Here is a 21,579-nt window from a genome sequence, read left to right as displayed (position 1 = left end):
TCGCCCCGCAAAACACAATGGTTTGCGGCTGGCGGAACCGCGATATTTATGGCGCCGGCCGGATTGCCCTTACATTACGCGAATAGGCGGCGCGGCCATTGTTCAGGTCATCCACGAAGGGGGTGAAGGCGTGACTGCCGTTTTCATGCATGATGAGCGGTGCGCGGAAGGACAGCCGCGCGCGCGAACCCTTGATGGCGGTGACGAGCATGCGCACCGCGTCCTCACGGGCACGCGGATGGATGAGGGTGATTTCGATGCCGCCGAAACGGCTGCCGCAGGCGGCGATGATCTCCGCCACCGATTGCGGCCTTGAAATCAGGGAAAGCTGCCCACCCGAAACCATGATCGCGCCCGCGGTCCTGATCCAGTCTTCAAACAGACCCTCCGTCATGGCGTGGGCCTCGGCCTTCAGGGCATCCGGCGTGCGGCGGTCGCCTGCGTCATTATAGGGCGGGTTCATGATGACGTGATGGAAATAGTCATCGGGCAACCCCGCTTCTACACGCGCTTTCGCCCGCAGGGTCACATCTGCCTCACGCACATCCACCCGGGCGGCAAAGGCAGCATTCTCAGGCAGATCGAGGCTGCGGCGGGCAAATTGCGCCATTTCCGGCGCGCGTTCGTAGAGCGTCACCTCGGCCTTTTCGAGCCGCGCCGCAACTGCCATGCCGGCAGCTCCCGCACCCGCGCCGAGATCGGCGATCCGGCAGGCGCGATCGTCCGCCACCAGTGACGCCAGAAGCATGGCGTCCATTCCGGCCCGGTGCCCCCTGCCCTTCGGCTGGATGATGTGAAACCGGCCCCGGTGAAAGGCATCGATCGTTTCGGAAATGCCGCCGCCCACCGCCGTTCAAGCCTCTTCGTTGCGCAACTCGTCGCCCAGCCCGGCATCGATGAGAATGCGGCGGGCCTGGTCCGCCCGATCTTCCTCCACCAGAAACCGACGGGGCAAAAGGCCGAGCGATCCCTCCAGAATACTCATCGCCTGATCGGCAATGAGGCAGTGGATGCCGGCATCCTTCATCAGGCTTTCCGCGAAGGACAGAAGCACTGCATCGTTGGTACGGATCAGTTCACGCATGGATAAGCCCTAAATTCCCATCTTTTTGAATGGCTAGCGGCAATTCGCCCCTTGCCGCGCAAGGTGTCAGTTTTTATTGTCGAATTCAAATTCGAACTGGAGTCCTGTCCCTTGGGCGTCGTCATACCGCTTGAAGAAAGCAAAAACAAACTCGCATCCGTCAAGCCGCTTGTCGACCTGACCCGCCCCGACATGGAACGGGTGAACCAGCTTATCCTTTCCAAGGCCGGTTCCGATGTCCAGATGATACCCGAAGTGGCCAATCATCTCATCTCCTCCGGCGGCAAGCGCCTGAGGCCGATGCTGACGCTCGCCTCGGCCTCGATGTTCGGTTACGAGGGCGACAACCACATCAAGCTCGCCACCAGCGTGGAATTCATGCATACGGCGACGCTTCTGCATGACGATGTGGTCGATGAGAGCGATCTGCGCCGCGGCAAATCCACAGCCCGCACTATCTGGGGCAACCAGGCGAGCGTTCTCGTCGGCGACTTCCTGCTCGGCCAGGCGTTTCGCATGATGGTGGATGTCGGCTCTCTCGATGCGCTCGACGTGCTGTCCACCGCCGCCTCCGTCATCGCCGAGGGCGAAGTGCTGCAGCTTTCGGTCGCCAAGAACATGGAAACGACCGAAGACGATTATCTGCAGGTGATTCGCGCCAAGACGGCCGCCCTTTTCGCGGCGGCGGCGGAAGTCGGCCCCATCGTCGCCAAGACCGACAAGGCGACCCGCAGCGCGCTGAAATCCTACGGCATGAATCTCGGCCTCGCCTTCCAGCTTGTCGACGATGTGCTTGATTACGGTGGAAAGTCCGCTGATCTCGGCAAGAATACCGGCGACGATTTCCGCGAAGGCAAGATCACGCTGCCGGTCATCCTGTCCTATCGCCGCGGCACGCAGGATGAGCGCGCCTTCTGGCGCACCGCCATTGAAAAGGGCGAAAGCAGCGACGAGAACCTCGAAAAGGCGCTTGGCCTGATCACCAAATATAACGGTCTTGGCGATACGATCGGCCGCGCCACGCATTATGGCACCATTGCCCGTGACGCGCTCGCGCCGCTGCCGCAGAGCCCGTGGAAAGACGCGCTTCTGGAAGTGATCGACTTCTGCATCGAGCGTCTGAACTGACGCTAGAGGCCGGGCGAACGGCGGATGGAAAAGACCATCCGCCCGAGGCTCCGGGCCAGCTTCTCCGCAAGGTGTGATTGTGGCCGGGGCCATAATTTCTTGCGGCGTTGCTTCAAAAAAGCCATTCTATCGTGACCAACAATGGAAACTGATTTTTCCGTGCTTCTGCACAAAGGCAAAGGTTCCCTCATGCGGCGTAAACCAGCACTCCGTTTTCTCTGCAGCGCGGCTCTCGCCGCTGCTCTCGCAATCGGCGCGGGTGCAAGCCCCGGCTTTGCGGAGACGAAGGCGAAACCGGAAGACAAAGCCGTTACGTTCGATCCCGGCAAGGTAAATACCTTCTCCGGCGCCTTCCTCGCCGGGCGCAATGCCGATGTCGATCAGGACTATCCGACCGCGATTTCGCTCTACAAGAAGGCGCTTGAATTCGATCCGGCCAATACGGAAATCCGCCAGCGGCTGATGATCGCCGAACTTCTGAGCGGCAATTTCGAAGCCGGCGCCAAGATCGCCGATTCGATGAAGGACGATACCTCGGTGGAGCGTGTCACGACCATCGTGCGCGGTCTGGACGCCATCAAGGACAAGGAATTCGCCAAGGCCGAGAAGATCCTGAAATATACCGGTCCGAACGATCTCGACCGCATGGTCAATACGCTTTTGACCGCCTGGGCGCGTGCCGGTTCCGGCAAGCCGAAGGAAGCGCTGGCGCTGGTCAACAATATGAAGGGCCCGGGCTGGATTTCGATCTTCCAGAAATACAATGCGGCGGCCATCGCCCTTGTTTCCGGCAATACTGAAGCCGCCCGCAAGAGCCTGAACGAAGCGGTGACGGACCGCGAAGGCGGGGCAACCGCCTCCGACACCTATATGCGGGCGGTCATGGCGCTTGCCCGGCTCGAAGCTTCCGCCGGCAACAAGCAGAAGGCGCTGGACGCGATTGCGGTCGGCGACACTTTCGCGCCGAACTACGCGCCGCTGAAAGCACTTCGCCAGTCCATCGAAAATGGTGAAAAGCCGGAGCAGCAGATCACCAATGCCGTGGAAGGTGCGGCCAGCGTCATGTTCTCCATCGCCGGCGCGTTGAACCGCGAAGGCGCCGAAGAGATAGTGACGCTTTATCTGCAGACGTCGCGCGCGCTCGATCCCAAGAGCCCGGATACGCTCATCCTTCTCGGCGGCCTTTCTGAAGCCCTGAAACAGCCTGACCGCGCCATTGCGTTCTACCGCGAGGTGCCGAAAGATTCCCCGATGTATCGCATCTCCGAGCTGCAGCTCGGATTGACGCTTGCGCAGACGGGCAAGGTGGATGAGGCGCGCAAGCATCTCAAATCCCTCCTCGAATCCGATCCGAAGGACATCCGTTCCTATCTCGCCTATGGCAGCGTGCTTTCCGATGCCAAGGACTACAGGGCAATGGCCGAAAACTACGACAAGGCCATCGAGGTGATCGGCACCGTGCCGCAGAAATCCGACTGGACCGTCTTCTTCCAGCGCGGCATCGCCTATGAGCGGCTGAAAGAATGGGACAAGGCCGAACCGAATTTCAAGCGGGCGCTGGAGCTGAACCCCGAGCAGCCGCAGGTTCTGAACTATCTGGGGTATTCCTGGGTGGACAAGGGCATCAATCTCGATGAAGCCATGAAGATGATCAGCCGCGCGGTCGAGCTTCGGCCGAATGACGGCTATATCGTCGATTCGCTCGGCTGGGCGCATTATCGCCTCGGCGCTTTCGATGAGGCGGTAACCGAACTTGAACGGGCAATCGAGCTCAAGGCAGGCGACCCGACCATTAACGACCATCTGGGTGACGCCTATTGGCGCGTTGGTCGCAAGATCGAGGCGGTCTATCAATGGAACCGCGCCCTGATCGGCGACAATGATGATGTGGACAAGGCCAAGGTGAAGGAAAAGATCGCCAACGGCCTGCCGCCGGTGGAGAAGGACGCCGAAAATACCGCCAAGAAGGATGCAGCGCCGCAACCGCCGCAACCGCCGGCCCCTCCTGCCCCGACGGCCCCTGCTCCGGACAAGAAATCCTGACGCCACATGCCGACGCAGGGCATCACCGGGGCGGCTGAGACAATCGAGGCGGCCCCGGCCAAGATCAATCTGGCGCTGCATGTGACCGGCCAGAGAGCGGATGGTTATCATCTGCTTGAAACGCTGGTGACCTTCACCGAAGCCGGCGATACGATCCGCATCCGCGACGCCGATGCCGATAGTTTCTCCATCTCAGGCCCCTTCGGCGATCTTCTGCGCGCCGGGGATGGCGGCGACAATCTCGTCACCCGCGCCAGAGATTTGTTGCGCGATAGACTTGCGTCGACGGGTCAGCCAGCACGCCCGGTCGCCATTCACCTTGAAAAGAACCTGCCGGTGGCATCGGGCATCGGCGGCGGTTCGGCGGACGCGGCGGCGACGCTGCGAGGGCTTTTGCGGCACTGGCGCGCCGGGGTGGCACCGGATGCGCTTTCCTCCATGGCCCTGAAGCTTGGAGCGGATGTGCCGATGTGCCTTGAGAGCCGACCCCTGATCGCGCGCGGCATTGGCGAGGACATTGAACCGGTCACCAATTTGCCGGAACTGTTCCTGGTTCTGGCCAATCCGCTGAAGGCCGTCTCTACACCGGAGATTTTCCGGCGATTGCGGAACAAGGCCAATCCGCCCCTGCCCGCCCATGCGACAATTGGCTGGATGGATTTTCTCGCCCGGAGCCGTAACGATCTGCAACCACCAGCACAGGCGCTGCTTCCGGAAATTGGGGAGATTGCCGGGTTACTCTCGCAGGAAGGTGCTGCGCTTGTCCGCATGTCCGGTTCGGGTGCAACCTGTTTCGGGATTTTTCATTCCCTTGAAGCGGCCCTGATAGCGCAAACATCGCTTCGAAAGAAACGCCCCGGCTGGTACTTTCAGGCGACTCGGACCATTTGAGGATTAGGCTATGGCAGGCGAACGACCCTTCATCCCCTTGGGCATTGCGGTTTTGACCGTTTCGGACAGCCGCACGCTGGAGAATGACAAATCCGGCGATACGCTCGTCGCAAGGCTGGAAGAAGCAGGCCACAGGCTTGCCGCCCGCGCCATCGTGCCTGATGACAAGGAAGCGATTGCCGGCACCGTGCGCGAGTGGACGCTCTCTGAAGGCGTGGATGTGGTCATCACGACGGGCGGCACCGGCTTTACCGGCCGCGATGTGACGCCAGAAGCGCTGGAACCGCTGTTCGAAAAGCGCATGGACGGGTTTTCCGCCCTCTTTCACCGTATCTCCTATGACAAGATCGGCACCGCCACCATCCAGTCACGCGCGACCGGCGGCGTGGCGAACGCGACCTTCATCTTTGTGCTGCCCGGCTCTCCGGGGGCGTGCAAGGATGCGTGGGACGGCATCCTCAAGGCTCAGCTCGATTATCGCCACCTGCCCTGCAATTTCGTGGAGATAATGCCAAGGCTTGACGAGCATTTGAAGCGCGGGGCTGGGGGCGTTTAGATCAGCGGACCGGAGGGGCGTGGGGCTTACCCCCCCTCTGCCCTGCCGGGCATCTCCCCCTCAAGGGGGGAGATCGGCAAGAGGCCCGCTTGTCGCTTCACTCTCAAGCTTCAAGATGGACGAAACATAGCCGCAGATCGATCTCCCCCCTTGAGGGGGAGATGCCCGGCAGGGCAGAGGGGGTAAGCCCCACGCATCTTCGGTCCGCTGCGTGGCCAAAACCCCATCACGCCAGATATTTCTTGAAGAACTCCGTCGTCCGGCCCCAGGCGAGATCGGCCGCCGCCTTGTCGTAACGCGCCGAGGACGTGTCATTATTGAAGGCGTGGTTGACGCCGTCATAAACGAAGATTTCGAAGGTCTTGCCGTTTTCCTCCAGCGCCTTCTTGTAGGCGTCGATGCCGGCATTGATGCGCTCGTCGAGACCCGCATAATGCAAAAGCAGCGGCGCTTTGATGGCAGGCACATCGGCCGCCGGGGCCTGCTGGCCGTAATACGCGACGCCGGCATTCAAACCTGCCGACTTGGTCGCGAAACGATTGACCAGCCCGCCGCCCCAGCAGAAACCGACTGCACCGACCTTGCCATTCGCCCCCTGCCGAGCCGACAGCCACACCCGGCCCGCTTCGGCATTGGCGACAGTCGCATCCATGTCGAGACCGCTGAACATCTGCCGTGCCTTCTCCTCGTCAGCGGGCGTGCCGCCCTGCGGGGAGAGGAAATCGACCGCAAGCGCCCGGAAACCGGCAAGCGCCACCCGTCTGGCCACGTCACGGATATGGTCGTTCAGACCGCGGTTCTCATGGATGACAATGACCGAGCCGATGGGGCCGGACGCCGATTTCGGTGTAACGAGGTAACCCTTCATCTCGCCGGCGGGGCCGGGATATGTCACCTCTTCCGCGACGATCCCCGCATCATCGGGTGCTACGATTGCCGCATGGGCGCTGTTGGCGGAAAGCAGCGGAGCGATTGCCGCTGCCGCCGCGCCCGACCCGGCCAGCACGGTGAGCTTTTCCATGAATTTGCGGCGGTCGAGGCTAAGATGGGTATATTCATCGTAAGCGTCGATCATGGCCTGCGTAATCTTGGGCTTGTCCATCGCTCTATCCTCCTTGAACGCACGGATGCGGAAGGATAGCGCAGATCGCCCTGCGGGGAACGATGCGGGCGGAAGCGGCGTCACACATTTGCGTGAGCGCCGCCGCATTTTCACATCAGGCGGCGAGGTCCACGACAATACGGCCGTCGATCTTGCCCTCTTCCATGCGGTGGAAGATATCGTTGATGTTTTCGAGCTTGTCCCACGAGAAGTGGGCGGCGACCTTGCCTTCTCCAGCAAAGGTCAGCGCCTCCTCCAGATCCTGCCGTGTGCCGACGATGGAGCCGCGCACCGTGATGCGCTTCAGCACCGTGTCGAAAACCGGAATGGAGATAAAGCCCGGCGGCAGGCCGACAAGCGCCATCGTCCCCTTGGAGCGGAGGAAACCGTAGGCCTGCTCCATGGCCTTGGGCGAAACCGCCGTCACCAGCGCGCCATGGACACCGCCGGTTGCCTTCTGCACCTGCTCAACTGCGTCAGGCGCGCGGCCATTGACGGTGACATCGGCTCCGAGTTTTTTCGCAAGCGCCAGCTTTTCGTCGAAAATATCGGCAGCAACGACATGCATGCCCATGGCCTTGGCATATTGCACGGCCATGTGGCCAAGCCCGCCAATGCCTGAAATGACCACCCACTCGCCGGGCCTGACTTCGGTTTCCTTCAGACCCTTGTAGACGGTGACACCGGCGCAGAGCACGGGTGCGGCGGGACCGAATTCTAGATTATCCGGCAGGCGGCCGACGAATTTCGGATCGGCAAGGCCATATTCGGCAAAGCTGCCGTTGACAGAATAACCCGAATTCTTCTGGCTTGGGCAAAGGGTCTCCCAGCCGGTACGGCAGGGAATGCAGCATCCGCAGGCGGTGTAGAGCCACGGTGTGCCAGCGCGGTCGCCTTCCTTGATACCGGTGACGCCTGCGCCGATCTTGGCGACATAACCGACACCTTCATGGCCGGGAATGAAGGGCGGGTTGGGCTTGACCGGCCAGTCGCCCGTTGCTGCGTGCAGGTCGGTGTGGCAAATGCCCGTCGCCTTGTAGTTGATGAGAATTTCACCGGGACCGGGATCCGGTATCGCCACTTCCTCGATGGTCAGCGGTTTTCCAAATGCGCGGACAACCGCCGCCTTCATTGTCTTAGCCATGACATACTCCCTAATCTCTGCTCGCCTGAAATTCTCGACGGCAGGCAGAGATTAACGGGGATGCGGCGTCATGGAATTGACCCATCGCAAATCGGAGTATTTTGCAAGGCGGGATTGTCTCACTTATGAGGCAACCTCACGGTGCTGATTTATTCCAGCGCCAACCATATGGCGAGCCATGCCCACAGGCAGACGACCAGTGCAAAGCCGATGCCGAACAATGCCCCGCGCTGACGCAGGCGATTGCTGGTGACGTGGACATAGGAATGGACGTAGCGCGAGAGCACGAACAGCCACGCCAGAACAACGGTGACGACATTATCCGCATCCGTGATGTAAAGCAGCAGGCAGGCGATGTGGAACAGGAGCGGCAGCTCGAACTGGTTGGCGATATTGCGGTTCACCAAACGGCTTTCGTGCGCCTCCTCGCCGTGATCACGCAGCTTGATCGCCGATTCGCGATCCTTGAAGGTGTATTTGTTGCGCCGGATGATCAGCAGGCCGTAAAGCAAGAAGACGAGAAAGACATGGGCGATCATCGGCCAGAACATTGCGGTCGTTGGTGACATGCTTTCTCCCCCAATCGTGAAAACGCTCCCCGATCCGGCTTGAGATCGGGGAGCGCCAAATAACTAGCCTATCTTTTTACGGATTCGGCTCGAAAGATCAAACCGCGCCGGGATAGTTCGGGCTTTCGCGGGTGATCGTCACGTCATGAGCATGGCTTTCGCGCAGGCCCGCGCTGGAGATGCGAACGAAGGTGGCGCGCTCCTGGAATTCCTTGATGTTGCTGCCGCCGACATAACCCATGGCGGCCTTGAGGCCACCAGCCAGCTGGTGCAGCACGCCGGAAACCGGACCCTTATAGGGAACCTGGCCTTCGATGCCCTCGGGAACGAGCTTCAGCGTATCGCGCACTTCCGCCTGGAAATAACGGTCTGCCGAGCCGCGCGCCATGGCGCCAACGGAACCCATGCCGCGATAGGCCTTGAAGGAACGGCCCTGGTAGAGGAACACCTCGCCCGGGCTTTCATCCGTACCGGCCAAAAGCGAGCCGATCATGACGGCGGAAGCACCGGCGGCGATTGCCTTGGCCAGATCGCCCGAGAACTTGATGCCGCCATCGGCGATGACAGGAATGTCAGCCGCATTGGCCACCTCGACCGACGACATGATCGCGGCAAGCTGCGGAACGCCGACGCCGGCGACGATGCGGGTGGTGCAGATGGAACCGGGGCCGATACCGACCTTGACGCCATCGGCGCCGGCATCGATCAGCGCCTTGGTGCCGTCAGCGGTTGCGACATTGCCGGCGATGATGCGAACCGAGTTCGACATCTTCTTGACCACCGAAACGGCATCGAGCACGCGCTGCGAATGGCCGTGTGCGGTATCGACGACCAGAAGGTCTACACCAGCATCGATGAGGCGCTCGGCGCGCTCGATGGCATCGGCACCAACGCTGATGGCGGCGGCGGCGCGAAGACGGCCCTGCGCATCCTTGGTGGCATTGGGATTAAGCTGCGATTTTTCGATATCCTTGACGGTGATGAGGCCGACGCAATTGCCCTTTCCGTCCACAACCAGCAGCTTTTCAATGCGGTGCTTGTGCAGCAGGCGGCGCGCTTCCTGCTGATCGACGCTGCTTTCCTTGACCGTGACCAGATTTTCGCGGGTCATCAGTTCATAGATTTTCTGCTGCGGATCGGAAGCGAAGCGCACGTCGCGGTTCGTCAGAATGCCGACGAGGCGGCCGTTCTTGTGGCCGCCGGAGCCGCCATTTTCAACCACCGGAATACCGGAAATGCCATGCGCCTTCATCAGCGCCTGCGCTTCTGCAAGCGTCGCATCCGGGCCTATCGTGACCGGGTTGACGACCATGCCGCTTTCGAACTTCTTCACCTGCCGAACTTCTTCAGCCTGTTCGATGGGGGTGAGGTTGCGGTGGATAACGCCGATGCCGCCGGCCTGGGCCATGGCGATAGCGAGACGGCCTTCGGTCACCGTGTCCATGGCGGAAGAGAGGATTGGAAGGTTGAGATCGATATCGCGGGCGATGCGGGTGGCGATATTCGTCTGTCCCGGCATAACCTCGGAATGTCCGGGTTGCAGCAACACATCGTCAAATGTGAGAGCGTCCAAACCAGTGGGTGTTTGAATGATGCGTGCCATGACCAAATTCCTTCATAATGAAAATGCGTGGCCGTTCCGGAACGAAAAGTTCACCCCGGCGCCCTGCAAGGATTGCTTGGAAGTTGGCGAGGGCTGGTAACACGTTCATGACAGGAAGGGAATAGAAAAAACCCGGAATTGCCTTCCGGGTCCCCTCTGTTGCTGCATTGCAGCAGATATCAGATATCGAACTGATAGGATTTCGGCACGAAACGGTAACCCGTCTCCAGCTTTTCCGCGTAACCGACAGCCGGAAAAGGCATGTGATACCCGAGGAAGGGCAGCCGGTCGGTAGCGATCATGTCATAGACTTTCTTGCGGGTCGCGGCCGCCGCCGCCTTGTCCATGTCGAATTTGACCTCCCAGTCCGGCCTTTGCAGTGACAGGACGAAATGATTGGCCGTGTCCGCCGTCAGGATCAGCTGCTTGCCTTCCGATTCGACACGGAAGATCATATGGCCAGGCGAATGACCGAAAGCCGCAATGCCGGTGATGCCGGACACGACATTGCCACCATCACCGATGAAGGTCGCCTTTTCCGCCAGCGGCTTGACGCTGGCCAGAACACCCTTATGGCCGCCCTCGGCCGGCGTGCCGACACGCTTCTCGTCCGCCCAGAAATCATATTCCGCCTGGCCGAAAACATAACGCGCCTTGGAGAACGCAGGCGCGCCCTTTTCCATCAGCCCGCCTATGTGATCGCCATGCATATGGGTCAGCACCACCACGGTTACATCTTCAGGCGAATAACCGGCCGCCGCCATGCCCTCGGTCAGGCGGCCGTTGCCGGCGCCGCGACCGGCCTCACCAAAACCGGTGTCGAACAGCACGAGGTCCGTGCCTGTATTGATGAGAACCGGCGAGAAGGAATTGACGAATTGCTCCTTCGGCAGAAAATTGTCTTCCAGCAATTTGCCGACCGTTTCCGCAGACTGATCCGTGCCGAAGGTCTCGCCGGGATTGGGTGCGGCGCGCGAGCCGTCCTTCACCACGAGCACTTCGAAATTGCCGAGCTTGAAGCGGTTGGTTTCCGGCGGCATGGCGTGTTTGATCTCCATGGAAGTCTGCGGCTGGTTGGTCTGGGCATTTGCGCTGCGCGCCATCAAAAGCGGCGCGCCAAGAACGCTTGCACCGGCCGCACCGATGAGGCCGCGTCTGCTCATGCTCAAGGATTGGGTCATCATCTTTCTCCCGATATCGCCAACTGGCCGTGATCGCCAACTGAACTCACCCAACGGACAATAGAGCGAGAAAGTTGCAAGAAAACCGGCCTCACGCAGGTTTGATCAGAACTTGAGAAATTGATAATTAACGTGTTGGCAAGCCCGCTCATCAGGCGTAGGAGGAACGGCGATATCCTTTGTCGCAGCGGAAAGCCGCAGGCAGCCTCATGAACCGCATCATTCCCCTCATCCTGGCAGTCGCTCTCTTCATGGAGCAGATGGACTCCACCGTCATCGCCACCTCGCTTCCGGCGATTGCAGCCGACCTTAATGTTGGGCCGATCACGCTGAAGCTCGCGCTGACCGCCTATATGGTGGCGCTGGCGATCTTCATTCCCATCAGCGGCTGGATGGCCGACAAATACGGTGCGAAGAAAATCTTCCGTTTCGCCATCGGCGTCTTCGTCGTGGGGTCGATCTGCTGCGCGGTGTCCTCGTCGGTGTTCGAATTCGTGCTTTCGCGTTTCCTGCAGGGCATGGGCGGTGCGATGATGACGCCCGTCGGCCGCCTCGTGCTGCTGCGCACGACCAAGCGCAGCGAACTCGTCTCCGCCATGGCGCTGCTGACGATACCGGGGCTTGTAGGGCCACTGACCGGCCCGCCCATCGGCGGCTTCATCACCACCTATTTTTCATGGCACTGGATTTTCCTCATCAACGTGCCCATCGGCGTCATCGGCATCTGGCTCTCGACGATCTTCCTGCCGGAAATCGAAACCACCAACCCACCGCCGATGGACGGCAAAGGGTTCGTGCTCTCAGGCATCGCCGCCTCCGGCGTCGTATTCGGTCTGTCGGTCGTCAGCCTTCCGGCCCTGCCGCCCGCCATCGGCATCGCCTCGACGATCATCGGTTTCATCTGCGGTTTTCTTTACATGCGCCACGCCGCACGCCACCCTGCCCCCATTCTGGATTTCCACATATTCCAGAACGCCACCTTCCGGGCGGCTTCTGTTGGCGGCACCGTTTTCCGCATTTCCACGGGCGCCATTCCCTTCCTGATGCCACTGATGCTGCAGATCGGTTTCGGGTTGAACCCGTTCCAGTCAGGCATGATCACCTTTGCAGGCGCGATCGGTGCGATCACCACGAAATTCATGGCCAAGCGGGTCTTTGCGGCGACAGGCTTCCGATCAACGCTGATTGGGGCCGGCATCGTCGGCGCCTTCACAACGCTTGCCAACAGCTTCTTCACGCCGGAAACGCCCTATCCGCTGATCATGATCTTCCTTGTCACGGCGGGGTTTGCCCGTTCCTTCTTCTTCACCGGGTCGAACGCGCTCAGCTATTCCGATATCGAGGACAGCCAGGCCAGTCAGGCGACCTCGATGGCGTCTGTACTGCAGCAGATCAGCCTGGCGCTGGGCGTGGCTTTCGCCGCCTCCATTCTGGAAGTCAGCAGCATGATGTCAGGCTCGCATCTGCAGCTTGCCGATTTCCACGTCGCCTTCACCATCGTGGCGCTGGTATCGCTGTTCGCCATCGTGCCGATCATCCGCATGGACGGCAATGCCGGGGCGGCCGTCTCCGGCCACCGCGGCAAGGTCTCGCAACCGGCGGAGTAATCAGTCTTCCGCCGCCTCGTCGGCTTCGGATGCGTCAACCGGCTCGTTCTTGCGGCCCTTGAAGTGCTTGGCAAGCAGGAACATTTCCACCGATTCCGAGCGTGAGGACGCCGGCTTGACGTGCAACACCTGCTTGAAGTTCTTCTTCAGCATGTCCAGCAACTGCTTTTCCGTGCCGCCCTGGAAGGTCTTGGCAAGGAAATGGCCGCCTTCCGCCAGCACCTGAACGGCGAAATCAGCAGCGACTTCGCACAGATGCATGGTGCGGATATGGTCGGTCTTCTGGTGCCCGGTGGTGGGCGCCGCCATATCCGACAATACCAGATCAGGCGTGCCGCCAACGGCCTCCATCAGCTTTTCGGGTGCTGTCGGATCAAGGAAGTCGAGCTGCAGGATTTTTACGCCGGGAATGGGATCGATTTCGAGAAAATCGATCGCCGCGACGCGGATATCGTCCTCGGTGGAATCCGTCACCTTCGAAGCGATCTGCGACCAGCTTCCGGGTGCGGCGCCAAGGTCGATGATGCGGGTCGCGCCCTTCAATATCTGATGCTTGTCGTTGATTTCCAGCAGCTTGAAGGCGGCGCGGGCGCGATAGCCTTCAAGCTTGGCGCGCTGCACATAGGGGTCATTGATATGACGTTCAAGCCAACGGCGCGATGAGGCCTTGAGCTTGGTCTTCTTGACCTTCTGGCCGATCTTTCGGCCGGTGCGATTGGTGCTTGTCGGCGCCTTGCTCATGTCAAACCTTCCGTCCTGTCCTGCCGTGTCATCTGCATGCGCCTTATGCGGTTACGCCGCCATGCGCCGTCATCCGCCATCATATCCGTCAAGAGGCCTTCGCGCAGACCGCGATCGGCCACCCGCATACGCCGCGCCGGCCAGCGGCGGCGAATGGCCTCGAGAATGGCGCAGCCGGCCAGAACCAGATCGGCCCTGTCAGGCCCGATGCAGGCATTGGCGGCGCGGCCGGCGAAATCCCAGGCCAGAAGCTTGTCCTGCATCGCCGTCACCTCGGCGTCGGAAAGCCAGAGGCCATCCACCTTGCGGCGATCGTATCGTGGCAGATCGAGATGGACGCCGGCAAGCGTCGTCACCGTGCCCGACGTTCCGATCAGGTGAAAATCCTCGTGATGCATCTGCGGCGCCAGAGGCGGGCAATGGAAGGCATCGAGCAACCCTTCGACTTCCCGCACCATGGCGGCAAAGACATCCGGCGTCACATCGCGGCCGCCATGGCGTTCCGAAAGCGTGACGACGCCAACCGGCAGCGAGGTCCAGTGGGTGATGTGATTGGCGAGCCGGTTCGAGCGATTTTCCCCGACCTTGATAACGGCGATTTCCGAGGATCCGCCACCGATATCGAACAGCACGACGGAGCGTGCTTCACGCCCGACGAGCGAGGCGCAGCCAGACACCGCAAGGCGGGCTTCCGTCTCGCGGCTGATGATTTCAAGCTTCAGTCCCGTTTCCCGCGTGACACGCGCCAGAAACTCTTCGCCATTCGACGCAGCGCGGCAGGCCTCGGTGGCGATGAGACGCATGCGCCTGATCGGGCGGCCCGAGAGTTTCGCGGAGCAGACTTTCAGCGCCTCGACAGCACGATCCATGGCATCGTCGGACAGCCGCCCACTCGACACCAGCCCCTCACCCAGCCGGACGATACGCGAAAAGGCATCGACGACCCGGAACTGACCGGGCCGCGTCGGCTGCGCAATCAGGAGGCGGCAATTATTGGTGCCGAGATCGAGCGCGGCATACATATCCGCCGGCGGCTCCTGGCCATGCTCGTGCTGGCGGCCTGCGTGGCGGGCGGATATTTCGGATTGCCGGTGCGGTTCCTGTCCAGCCCCGTTGGCCCGGCCATTCTGCTTGCCGACATGTTTCGGCGCATGGGTAGGAACCAGCGGACGACCCTGTGGATCACGGCTACGCGGATCGCGATGCCCACGCTTGCGGTGGCGCGACTTTCGCCCGCCGCCCGGCGGCACGGAGGATGGATTGGCCGCATCTGTTGCGGCTGGAGCCTGCGTCTGCGCGCTGGAAGCTGGGGCAGCCTGTTGAGACGTACCCTTGCCGCGGGAGCGCCTGCGGCGCTTTCTCTTGCGCGGCTCGGCATCCGGCTCGAGAGCCGATACGTAGGAGGAACCGGCCGGAACATCCGCGGCAACATCATGCGACAGCACAACAGCGTCACGGGGCTGACCGTCACGCTTGTGTTTCTTGCCACGACGGGATCGCTTCGCTTTCCCTTTGTTCGCCACCGACGCCCCTTGTTCCGACGGCTTTGGGCCGTTTCCGGGGTCGATCACTGTCTTGTCCATTTCGCCGCGCACAAGCGTAGACGCTATGCTGCTGGCTTTCATAAGGTTTCGTTGGGCGGACAATACCAGCGCAAGAGATTTTAGCCAAATGGTTTTTGCCGGGCTGCGTATGGCCCAGGGTTCATGCGTTACCCACGCTGCATGGGAACGACACAGTCACGCAATGGTTTTGGGGATTTTCGGAAATCGGAAGCAGCCTGCGCGGCGTCAGGGCTTCAGCAGGGATCCGCAGGCATGAATAGCATCGACGGAAGAGAATACTCCCCTCTCCCGGTAAGTCACTGTGACATATAGACTTATCGGGAGAGGGGAATGGTACGGTTGAGTGGGGTCGAACCACCGACCTCAGGTGCCACAAACCTGCGCTCTAACCAACTGAGCTACAACCGCACATGAAACGCCGAAGCGGCGTCACGGGGGGTGACATAAAAGGTGTTTCCCCCATTTGCAAGTGCCTCTTCGAATTTTGCGAAAAAAGGCGTCGAAAGGCAAGTTCTTTTCAATGGGCCGGGCTGACATGGAGAAGCCGCAGCGGCCTGTTGATGTTAACTCTATTTGGCGATTCATCCCGCAGATGGTGGACCCGGCAGCGCTGTGAAGTTATTTAAAATTCTGTTAACGTGATGCCTCGGCGGGTTTACGTTTTGCGCTTCATGAGGAAGCCGAAAGCCCGCAAGGTCCGGTAGTGCCAGAATAGGTTTCGACATGCCCGCCGTCCAGTATCCCTTTATCGATATCGCAGTACATGAACGGGTGCGTGAAGGTTTCGGGCGTGGCGCGGCCATGGCGCTGTTCTCGCTGGACCTTAAAAATGCCCTTTGGGCCAATGGCCGGGGTGCGGCGCTGTTCGACACGCCGATTGTCTATGATTTTCTGGAACAGGGCCCGAAGCCACAGGACGTGACCTTCCGGCAATTGGCGGCCACGGCGGCGCGGCTTTCCAAAGCGGGCGACAGCCTGCCGTTTACCATTCGCATCACATCGGGTTTCCGCAGCCTTGCCGTCACCGCGCGCGCGGAAATCATCGAGGCCGAGCCCGGTCAGCCGGCCATCCTGTTTTCGGCCCTTACCGATCAGGCCGCACCCGACACGGCAGAATGCGCCCGGCGCATGATCGAAGGTTTTGACGACCCCGATATTCATATGGCGGTTCTGAACGGCGAGAACGAAATTATCGCCGCCTCGCCCGGCTTTTCGTCGCTCGGCATCACGCCGCACACGGCGCGCACGCTGGTGAAGATGGCAGCCGGCCAGTCCGGCCATCTCGTCAAGCGGCCGGTGCCGACCGGCAAGGGCTATCTGCCCGCCGCTACCGGCCAGATCGCGGCATCGCCTGAACTGAACCTGATGTTCGTGGTCGAAACCGCGCTGGGCACACTCGACCCCGTTAATGGTTTTGCGGAAGACAAGCCGCAGGAAACGCCCACCGCCGCCGAACCCGCCTTGCCGGTTGCGGAGGCCGCGCCTGCTGTCGCAACAGCCGCCTCCTTCGATTCCGTGCTCGATGCCGTCGCTGGCATCGAAGATGTGGAAGAGGTGCAGGAACTGCCGGCCGATCCCGAAGAGGAAGTGGCAGCGCAGCAGGATGAGAACAGCCTTCTGTCGTTGTCGGAAAACGGAGTGGAGACCCCGGCGGAGCTTTCCGCGCAGGAGGCCGACGCCGCTGCTGATATGGCGATGACTGACGACATCGCCGATCTTTTCGAACTTGATGAGGATGAAGCAGAGGCTCCCTTAACCGAGCGAGCAATCGCCGACGCCGACGCCCCTGCCGAAGAGGCCCGGGCCGAAGACAATGCAGCCGCGGACGATGAAATCGTCGAAACCGCGCCGTCAGAAGCTGCTCCTGCGGCGGATGAGGAGATAACGACGGAGACCGAGGAGACAGACAACGGCGCTGGCGAAGAAGCACAGCCTTTTGTCTTCAATGCTGGTGCACGCGCTTCCCGTTTCGTCTGGAAAATCGACGCCGAAGGACGCTTCAGCTCGATCTCGCATGAGTTTGCGGAAGCCGTGGGCGCGAAGGCTGCTGCCGTGGAAGGCATGGGCTTTGCCGATGTCGCGACCCTGTTCAATCTCGATCCCGACGGCAAGATCCGCGAGCTTCTCGGCCGTCGCGACACCTGGTCGGGCAAGACGATCCATTGGCCGGTGGAAGGCACATCGCTGATGGTGCCGATCGATCTCGCCGCCCTGCCCACCTATACGCGCTCACGCGAATTCGACGGTTTCCGCGGTTTCGGTATCGTGCGGCTTGCCGATGCCACCGAAGACCCGCATGCCACGGGCCTGACCTTCCTCGATGGCGAAGAGGCCGATCCGGCAGAAGCACTACCGCAGCCGTCTATCGAGGATGAAAGCCACGAATTGCTGGCCTTTATCGATGAGGATGACGACGAAGGCGGCGATTCCGGTGAGGATGAGGCCCCGGCAACGGACCTCGATGCGGCAGACGGCGCATCGGATGCGGTCCCTGTCGAAGAACCGCACCTTGATTATACCCCGCCGGAATTCGAAGCGCCTGTCATAGCGCCGGCGCTGGAGCCAACCTATTCCGACAAGGTCGTCCATCTGGAGGAGCGCCGTTCCCGCTCCCGCGAGGGCCTGACCGCAGGCGAGCAGGCCGCCTTCCGCGAAATCGGCCGGGCCCTGGCGCCTGCGGATTCTGCTTCGGAGGAAAATTCGGACGCGGATGCGGGGATCATTTCCGCCGAACCGGCAGGACAGGATATCCAGCAGGATATCGTTGCGGATGCGCCGGAAAGCGCACCCTCAGACACGGAAACCGACGAAAAGACGACCGAACCGCCTGATGAAGACGATCTTTTTGCGGACTACGTTCGTGGCGAGCAGCCCGCGGCTATTCGCGCAGCGGCGGGTGAAAGCGGCTCTGAAGAAAAGCAGGAGACTGCAATTGACGAGCAGCCGACTGCCGATATTGCCGCCTCCATGGTCAGCCCGTCCGTTCGCCCCGCAAATGCGTTGACGGCCGAAACGCTGGACCAGATGCCGGTTGCGCTTCTGGTGCATGCCGGCGACAGGCTGATCCACGCCAATCCGGATTTCCTGCGCTTGACGGGCTATGGGTCTCTCGCCGAACTGCAAGATGTTGGCGGGCTGGAAGCGTTGCTGCAGCGGCAGGATCTGGAACAGATGCCTGACAATGAGGGCGGCATGGTCGTCGTCAGCGCCGAAAACGACATCATTCCGGTCAAGGCGCGGCTACAATCCATCCGCTGGGAAGAAACCAAGGCGCTGATGCTGTCGCTGGTGCCGCTTGAGGAAAAGCAGGCGCCGGTTGCGGCCGCCAACGAAAACATAGCGGCCGGCGACATCGAAAATGCGGAAGCAGGCAGCCTCTCCCTCCTGCAGGGCGAAGTGGAGGAACTGCACTCCATTCTGGAAACCGCCACCGATGGCGTGGTGCTTCTGGGAGACGAAGGCGAAATCCGCTCGCTCAACCGTTCCGCCAGCGCGCTGTTCAATTATGATAATGGCGAAATCGCCGGCAAACCTTTCGTCACCCTCTTTGCCCATGAGAGCCAGCGCGCCGTGCTGGACTATCTTTCCGGCCTTGCCAATAACGGTGTCGCGAGCGTGCTGAATGATGGCCGCGAAGTGATCGGCCGCGAGGCATCCGGCGGCTTCCTGCCGCTGTTCATGACCATCGGCCGGCTTAAATCCTCGCATGGCTATTGCGTTGTCATCCGTGACATCACCCAGTGGAAGCGCACGGAAGAGGAACTGCGCAACGCCAAGCGCGCGGCGGAAACCGCCAATGCCCACAAGACCGATTTCCTCGCGCGCGTCAGCCATGAAATCCGCACGCCGCTCAACGCCATCATCGGCTTTGCCGACATGATGGCGACTGAACGCTTCGGGCCTATCGGCCATTCGCGCTATGTGGAATATTCCAATGATATCGGCCGCTCCGGCCGGCATGTGCTCGATATCGTCAATGATCTCCTCGATATTTCGAAGATCGAGGCCGGGCAGATGGATGTGGATTTCATCGCCGTGCCGCTGAACGAGACGGTGGCCGAGGCGGTGTCGCTGGTGCAGCCGCAAGCCAATAACCAGCGTGTCATTATCCGCACGGCCCTTGCGCAATCTGTGCCGCAGATCGTCGCCGACCTGCGCTCGATCAAGCAGATCGTGCTGAACATCCTGTCGAACGCCATCCGTTTCACGCCATCAGGCGGCCAGATCGTCGTGTCCACGGCCTATGAGGCCAATGGCAGCGTGTCGCTGCGCATCCGCGATACCGGCATCGGCATGACGCGCTCGGAACTGGAACAGGCCATGAAACCCTTCCGGCAGGTGGCATCGTCAGGCAAGCGCGTGCGCGGCGACGGCACCGGGCTCGGCCTGCCGCTGACCAAGGCCATGGTGGACGCCAACCGTGCGAATTTCTCCATCACCTCGACGCCAAATGAAGGAACGCTGGTGGAAATCACCTTTCCGTCGCAGCGGGTTCTTGCCAACTGACGTCATGCGGGCGTAGCAATGCGAAAGCCGCCGGCTGAAGGATCAGCCGGTTAAGGCTTTTGCAAGACAGCAGGCTCGCATGCCCATGACGGCTCCCCTTCCCGCGACAAAACGCGTTTCGCTATTGCCGATTGCGGCCATCATTGTCGCAGCCATTGCCGCCATGCCCATTCTGGCGATCTTCTGGCTGGCGCTGACCGGCAGCACGGAGGGGTGGCAGCATCTTCTCGCCAATGTTCTGCCGCGCGCCGGCTTTCGCACCTTCATGCTGCTGGGGATGACGGCCGCGACGACGGCATTTTTCGGTATTGTCTGCGCCTGGCTCATCACCACATTCGAGTTTCCGCTGCGACGACTATTGTCGGCAGCACTTGTCCTGCCGCTCGCCATTCCGTCCTATCTGGCAGCCTATGCGTTCGGTGAGTTTCTCGACTTTACCGGCCCGGTGCAGAGCACCCTTCGCGCGGCCTTCGGTTATCACAGCATCCGCGATTACTGGTTTCCGGATATACGCTCGCTCGGCGGTGCTGTCATCGTTCTGAGCTCGGTACTCTATCCGTATGTATATCTCTCGGCGCGCGCCGCCTTTTCCATGCAGGGACGTTTTGCGGCTGACGCGGCCCGCACGCTTGGCGCAAGGCCTCTGAACGTGTTCTTCTCCGTGCAATTGCCGATGGCGCGGCCGGCGATTGCCATTGGCCTGTCTCTGGTCTTGATGGAGACGCTGAACGATATCGGCGCGGTCGAATATCTTGGCGTCCAGACGCTGACCTTCACCATTTACGAGACCTGGCTCAATCGCGGCAATCTTGCCAATGCGACCCAGATCGCCGCCGTCATCCTCATCATCGTCGGTGCACTGATCGTCATCGAACGCAACGCCCGCGAAAAACAGCGCTTCGGCGCGCCGAAGGCGACAAGCATGGCGCAGCGCCATCGGCTGAAGGCGCTGACCGGCTGGCGGCGCTGGTGCGCCGGCCTGTTCTGCTTCGTACCCGTGGCGAGCGGATTCTTCATTCCGGTGATCGTGCTCGGCGGTTACGCAGCAAAGAGGCTCGACGCGCTGTTCTCCCCGAAGCTTCTGAAAGCGCTCGGACACAGTCTCGAAGTCTCGCTTTCCGCCGCCTTCGTGACGCTGATTGCCGCTTTTGTGTTTTCCTATGCCATCCGCACCGAGCGCTCGCGTACCTCCAAGGTCGCCGCCCGCTTCGGCTCAATGGGATATGGCGTGCCGGGAACCGTGCTCGCCATTGGCGTGCTCATTCCGCTGGCCAGCCTCGATAACGGCGTCGACGGGTTCATCCGTTCCCATTTCGGCTTTTCCAGCGGCTTGCTGCTATCAGGCACCGCCTTCGCCATCATCTATGCCCATGCCGTGCGCTTCATGACCATGGCGGAAGGCACGCTCGATGCCGGTTTCCAGAAGCTCTCGCCGCATATCGACATGGCCTCGCGAACGCTTGGGCGCAACCGGGCACAGACGCTGTTCAAGGTGCTGTTGCCGAACATGCGGCCGGCCGCGCTGACTGCTTTTCTTCTGGTGCTGATCGAATCCATGAAGGAATTGCCGGCCACCATCCTGCTCCGGCCTTTCGGTTTCAACACGCTGGCAACGCTGGTCTATGAGGATGCATCCCGCTCAAAGGTGCAGGATGCTGCCGTACCGGCGATCATCATCATTATCGCCGGGCTTGTTCCTGTGCTGCTGGTCTCGAAATCGATGGATCATCCGGAAAATCGCTGAATGGCATCGGCCGTCGCGGCAAAAAGAAAGGCGGCCTTGCGACCGCCTGTATTAGTTGTGCTTTTTTTCAACGAGAGAAAGGGGGACAACCTCGCGATATGGAAATTATCAATCC

General features: G+C 60.9%; 16 protein-coding genes and 1 tRNA gene. 7 read left to right on the top strand and 10 right to left on the bottom strand.

Features of this window, described 5'->3' with window-relative positions; translation table 11 throughout:
- Nucleotides 1-46: 46 nt before the first annotated feature.
- Nucleotides 47-847, bottom strand: a complete 801-nt coding sequence (locus MRBLRC7O_RS01405) for a tRNA1(Val) (adenine(37)-N6)-methyltransferase (protein WP_003503259.1) — start codon at nucleotides 845-847, stop codon at nucleotides 47-49.
- A gap of 6 nt (nucleotides 848-853) precedes the next feature.
- Nucleotides 854-1,084, bottom strand: coding sequence for a putative signal transducing protein (locus MRBLRC7O_RS01400; RefSeq protein WP_003503261.1), 231 nt, complete (start codon nucleotides 1,082-1,084; stop codon nucleotides 854-856).
- A gap of 111 nt (nucleotides 1,085-1,195) precedes the next feature.
- On the opposite strand from MRBLRC7O_RS01400, the gene MRBLRC7O_RS01395 reads away from it, so the two are divergent.
- The 4 genes from MRBLRC7O_RS01395 (at nucleotide 1,196) to moaB (ending at nucleotide 5,702) form a co-directional block, all read left to right on the top strand.
- The gene (locus MRBLRC7O_RS01395; RefSeq protein WP_003503263.1) at nucleotides 1,196-2,212 is read left to right on the top strand and encodes a polyprenyl synthetase family protein; all 1,017 of its coding nucleotides are present in this window, start codon (nucleotides 1,196-1,198) and stop codon (nucleotides 2,210-2,212) included.
- 141 nt (nucleotides 2,213-2,353) lie between these two features.
- Nucleotides 2,354-4,255: a tetratricopeptide repeat protein gene (locus MRBLRC7O_RS01390; protein ID WP_162690852.1), complete on the top strand. Its 1,902-nt coding sequence runs from the start codon at nucleotides 2,354-2,356 to the stop codon at nucleotides 4,253-4,255.
- A 6-nt stretch (nucleotides 4,256-4,261) separates the two neighbouring features.
- Entirely contained in the window at nucleotides 4,262-5,146 is an 885-nt protein-coding gene (locus tag MRBLRC7O_RS01385; protein WP_060722927.1) for a 4-(cytidine 5'-diphospho)-2-C-methyl-D-erythritol kinase, read from the top strand.
- Nucleotides 5,147-5,156: 10 nt separating this feature from the next.
- Complete coding sequence (gene moaB / locus MRBLRC7O_RS01380; RefSeq protein WP_031234388.1) at nucleotides 5,157-5,702, top strand: molybdenum cofactor biosynthesis protein B; 546 nt, start codon at nucleotides 5,157-5,159, stop codon at nucleotides 5,700-5,702.
- A 226-nt stretch (nucleotides 5,703-5,928) separates the two neighbouring features.
- Here moaB and MRBLRC7O_RS01375 read toward each other — a convergent pair whose 3' ends face one another.
- From MRBLRC7O_RS01375 to MRBLRC7O_RS01355, 5 genes are all read right to left on the bottom strand, one after another.
- Nucleotides 5,929-6,804, bottom strand: a complete 876-nt coding sequence (locus MRBLRC7O_RS01375) for a dienelactone hydrolase family protein (RefSeq protein WP_080865839.1) — start codon at nucleotides 6,802-6,804, stop codon at nucleotides 5,929-5,931.
- Nucleotides 6,805-6,919: 115 nt separating this feature from the next.
- Nucleotides 6,920-7,948, bottom strand: coding sequence for an alcohol dehydrogenase AdhP (gene adhP, locus MRBLRC7O_RS01370; RefSeq protein ID WP_020812620.1), 1,029 nt, complete (start codon nucleotides 7,946-7,948; stop codon nucleotides 6,920-6,922).
- Nucleotides 7,949-8,097: 149 nt separating this feature from the next.
- A complete protein-coding gene (locus MRBLRC7O_RS01365) occupies nucleotides 8,098-8,499 on the bottom strand; it encodes an MAPEG family protein (protein ID WP_162690774.1) in 402 nt (133 codons plus the stop codon).
- Nucleotides 8,500-8,614: 115 nt separating this feature from the next.
- Nucleotides 8,615-10,120 carry an IMP dehydrogenase gene (guaB, locus tag MRBLRC7O_RS01360; protein ID WP_020812622.1) on the bottom strand — a complete coding sequence of 502 codons (1,506 nt, stop codon included), beginning with the start codon at nucleotides 10,118-10,120 and terminating at the stop codon, nucleotides 8,615-8,617.
- A gap of 179 nt (nucleotides 10,121-10,299) precedes the next feature.
- A complete protein-coding gene (locus MRBLRC7O_RS01355) occupies nucleotides 10,300-11,301 on the bottom strand; it encodes an MBL fold metallo-hydrolase (protein ID WP_003503278.1) in 1,002 nt (333 codons plus the stop codon).
- A 209-nt stretch (nucleotides 11,302-11,510) separates the two neighbouring features.
- On the opposite strand from MRBLRC7O_RS01355, the gene MRBLRC7O_RS01350 reads away from it, so the two are divergent.
- Complete coding sequence (locus tag MRBLRC7O_RS01350) at nucleotides 11,511-12,908, top strand: MDR family MFS transporter (RefSeq protein WP_003503280.1); 1,398 nt, start codon at nucleotides 11,511-11,513, stop codon at nucleotides 12,906-12,908.
- Here the strand turns inward: MRBLRC7O_RS01350 and MRBLRC7O_RS01345 are convergent, their stop codons facing one another.
- The 3 genes from MRBLRC7O_RS01345 to MRBLRC7O_RS01335 form a co-directional block, all read right to left on the bottom strand.
- The gene (locus MRBLRC7O_RS01345; RefSeq protein WP_003503282.1) at nucleotides 12,909-13,649 is read right to left on the bottom strand and encodes an RlmE family RNA methyltransferase; all 741 of its coding nucleotides are present in this window, start codon (nucleotides 13,647-13,649) and stop codon (nucleotides 12,909-12,911) included. It lies immediately after the preceding gene.
- On the bottom strand, nucleotides 13,646-15,274 hold the full coding sequence (locus MRBLRC7O_RS01340; protein ID WP_003503289.1) for a Ppx/GppA phosphatase family protein: 1,629 nt from the start codon (nucleotides 15,272-15,274) through the stop codon (nucleotides 13,646-13,648). The genes MRBLRC7O_RS01345 and MRBLRC7O_RS01340 overlap by 4 nt, the downstream gene beginning before the upstream one ends.
- 271 nt (nucleotides 15,275-15,545) lie before the next feature.
- Nucleotides 15,546-15,622: transfer RNA gene (locus MRBLRC7O_RS01335), tRNA-His, on the bottom strand.
- Between the two features lie 315 nt (nucleotides 15,623-15,937).
- Here MRBLRC7O_RS01335 and MRBLRC7O_RS01330 point away from each other — a divergent pair.
- Together MRBLRC7O_RS01330 and MRBLRC7O_RS01325 are read left to right on the top strand one after the other, a co-directional pair.
- Nucleotides 15,938-19,720 (top strand): ATP-binding protein, encoded by a 3,783-nt coding sequence (locus MRBLRC7O_RS01330; RefSeq protein ID WP_080865828.1) that lies wholly within the window; start codon nucleotides 15,938-15,940, stop codon nucleotides 19,718-19,720.
- A 79-nt stretch (nucleotides 19,721-19,799) separates the two neighbouring features.
- Nucleotides 19,800-21,464, top strand: a complete 1,665-nt coding sequence (locus MRBLRC7O_RS01325) for an ABC transporter permease (RefSeq protein WP_162686163.1) — start codon at nucleotides 19,800-19,802, stop codon at nucleotides 21,462-21,464.
- Nucleotides 21,465-21,579 lie beyond the last annotated feature (115 nt).

Source organism: Agrobacterium radiobacter (genome assembly GCF_040801995.1).
Classification (GTDB): Bacteria; Pseudomonadota; Alphaproteobacteria; order Rhizobiales; family Rhizobiaceae; genus Agrobacterium; species Agrobacterium radiobacter.
The sequence above is the reverse complement of the archived record's forward strand: the minus strand, read 5'-3'. Positions and strand labels throughout refer to the sequence as shown.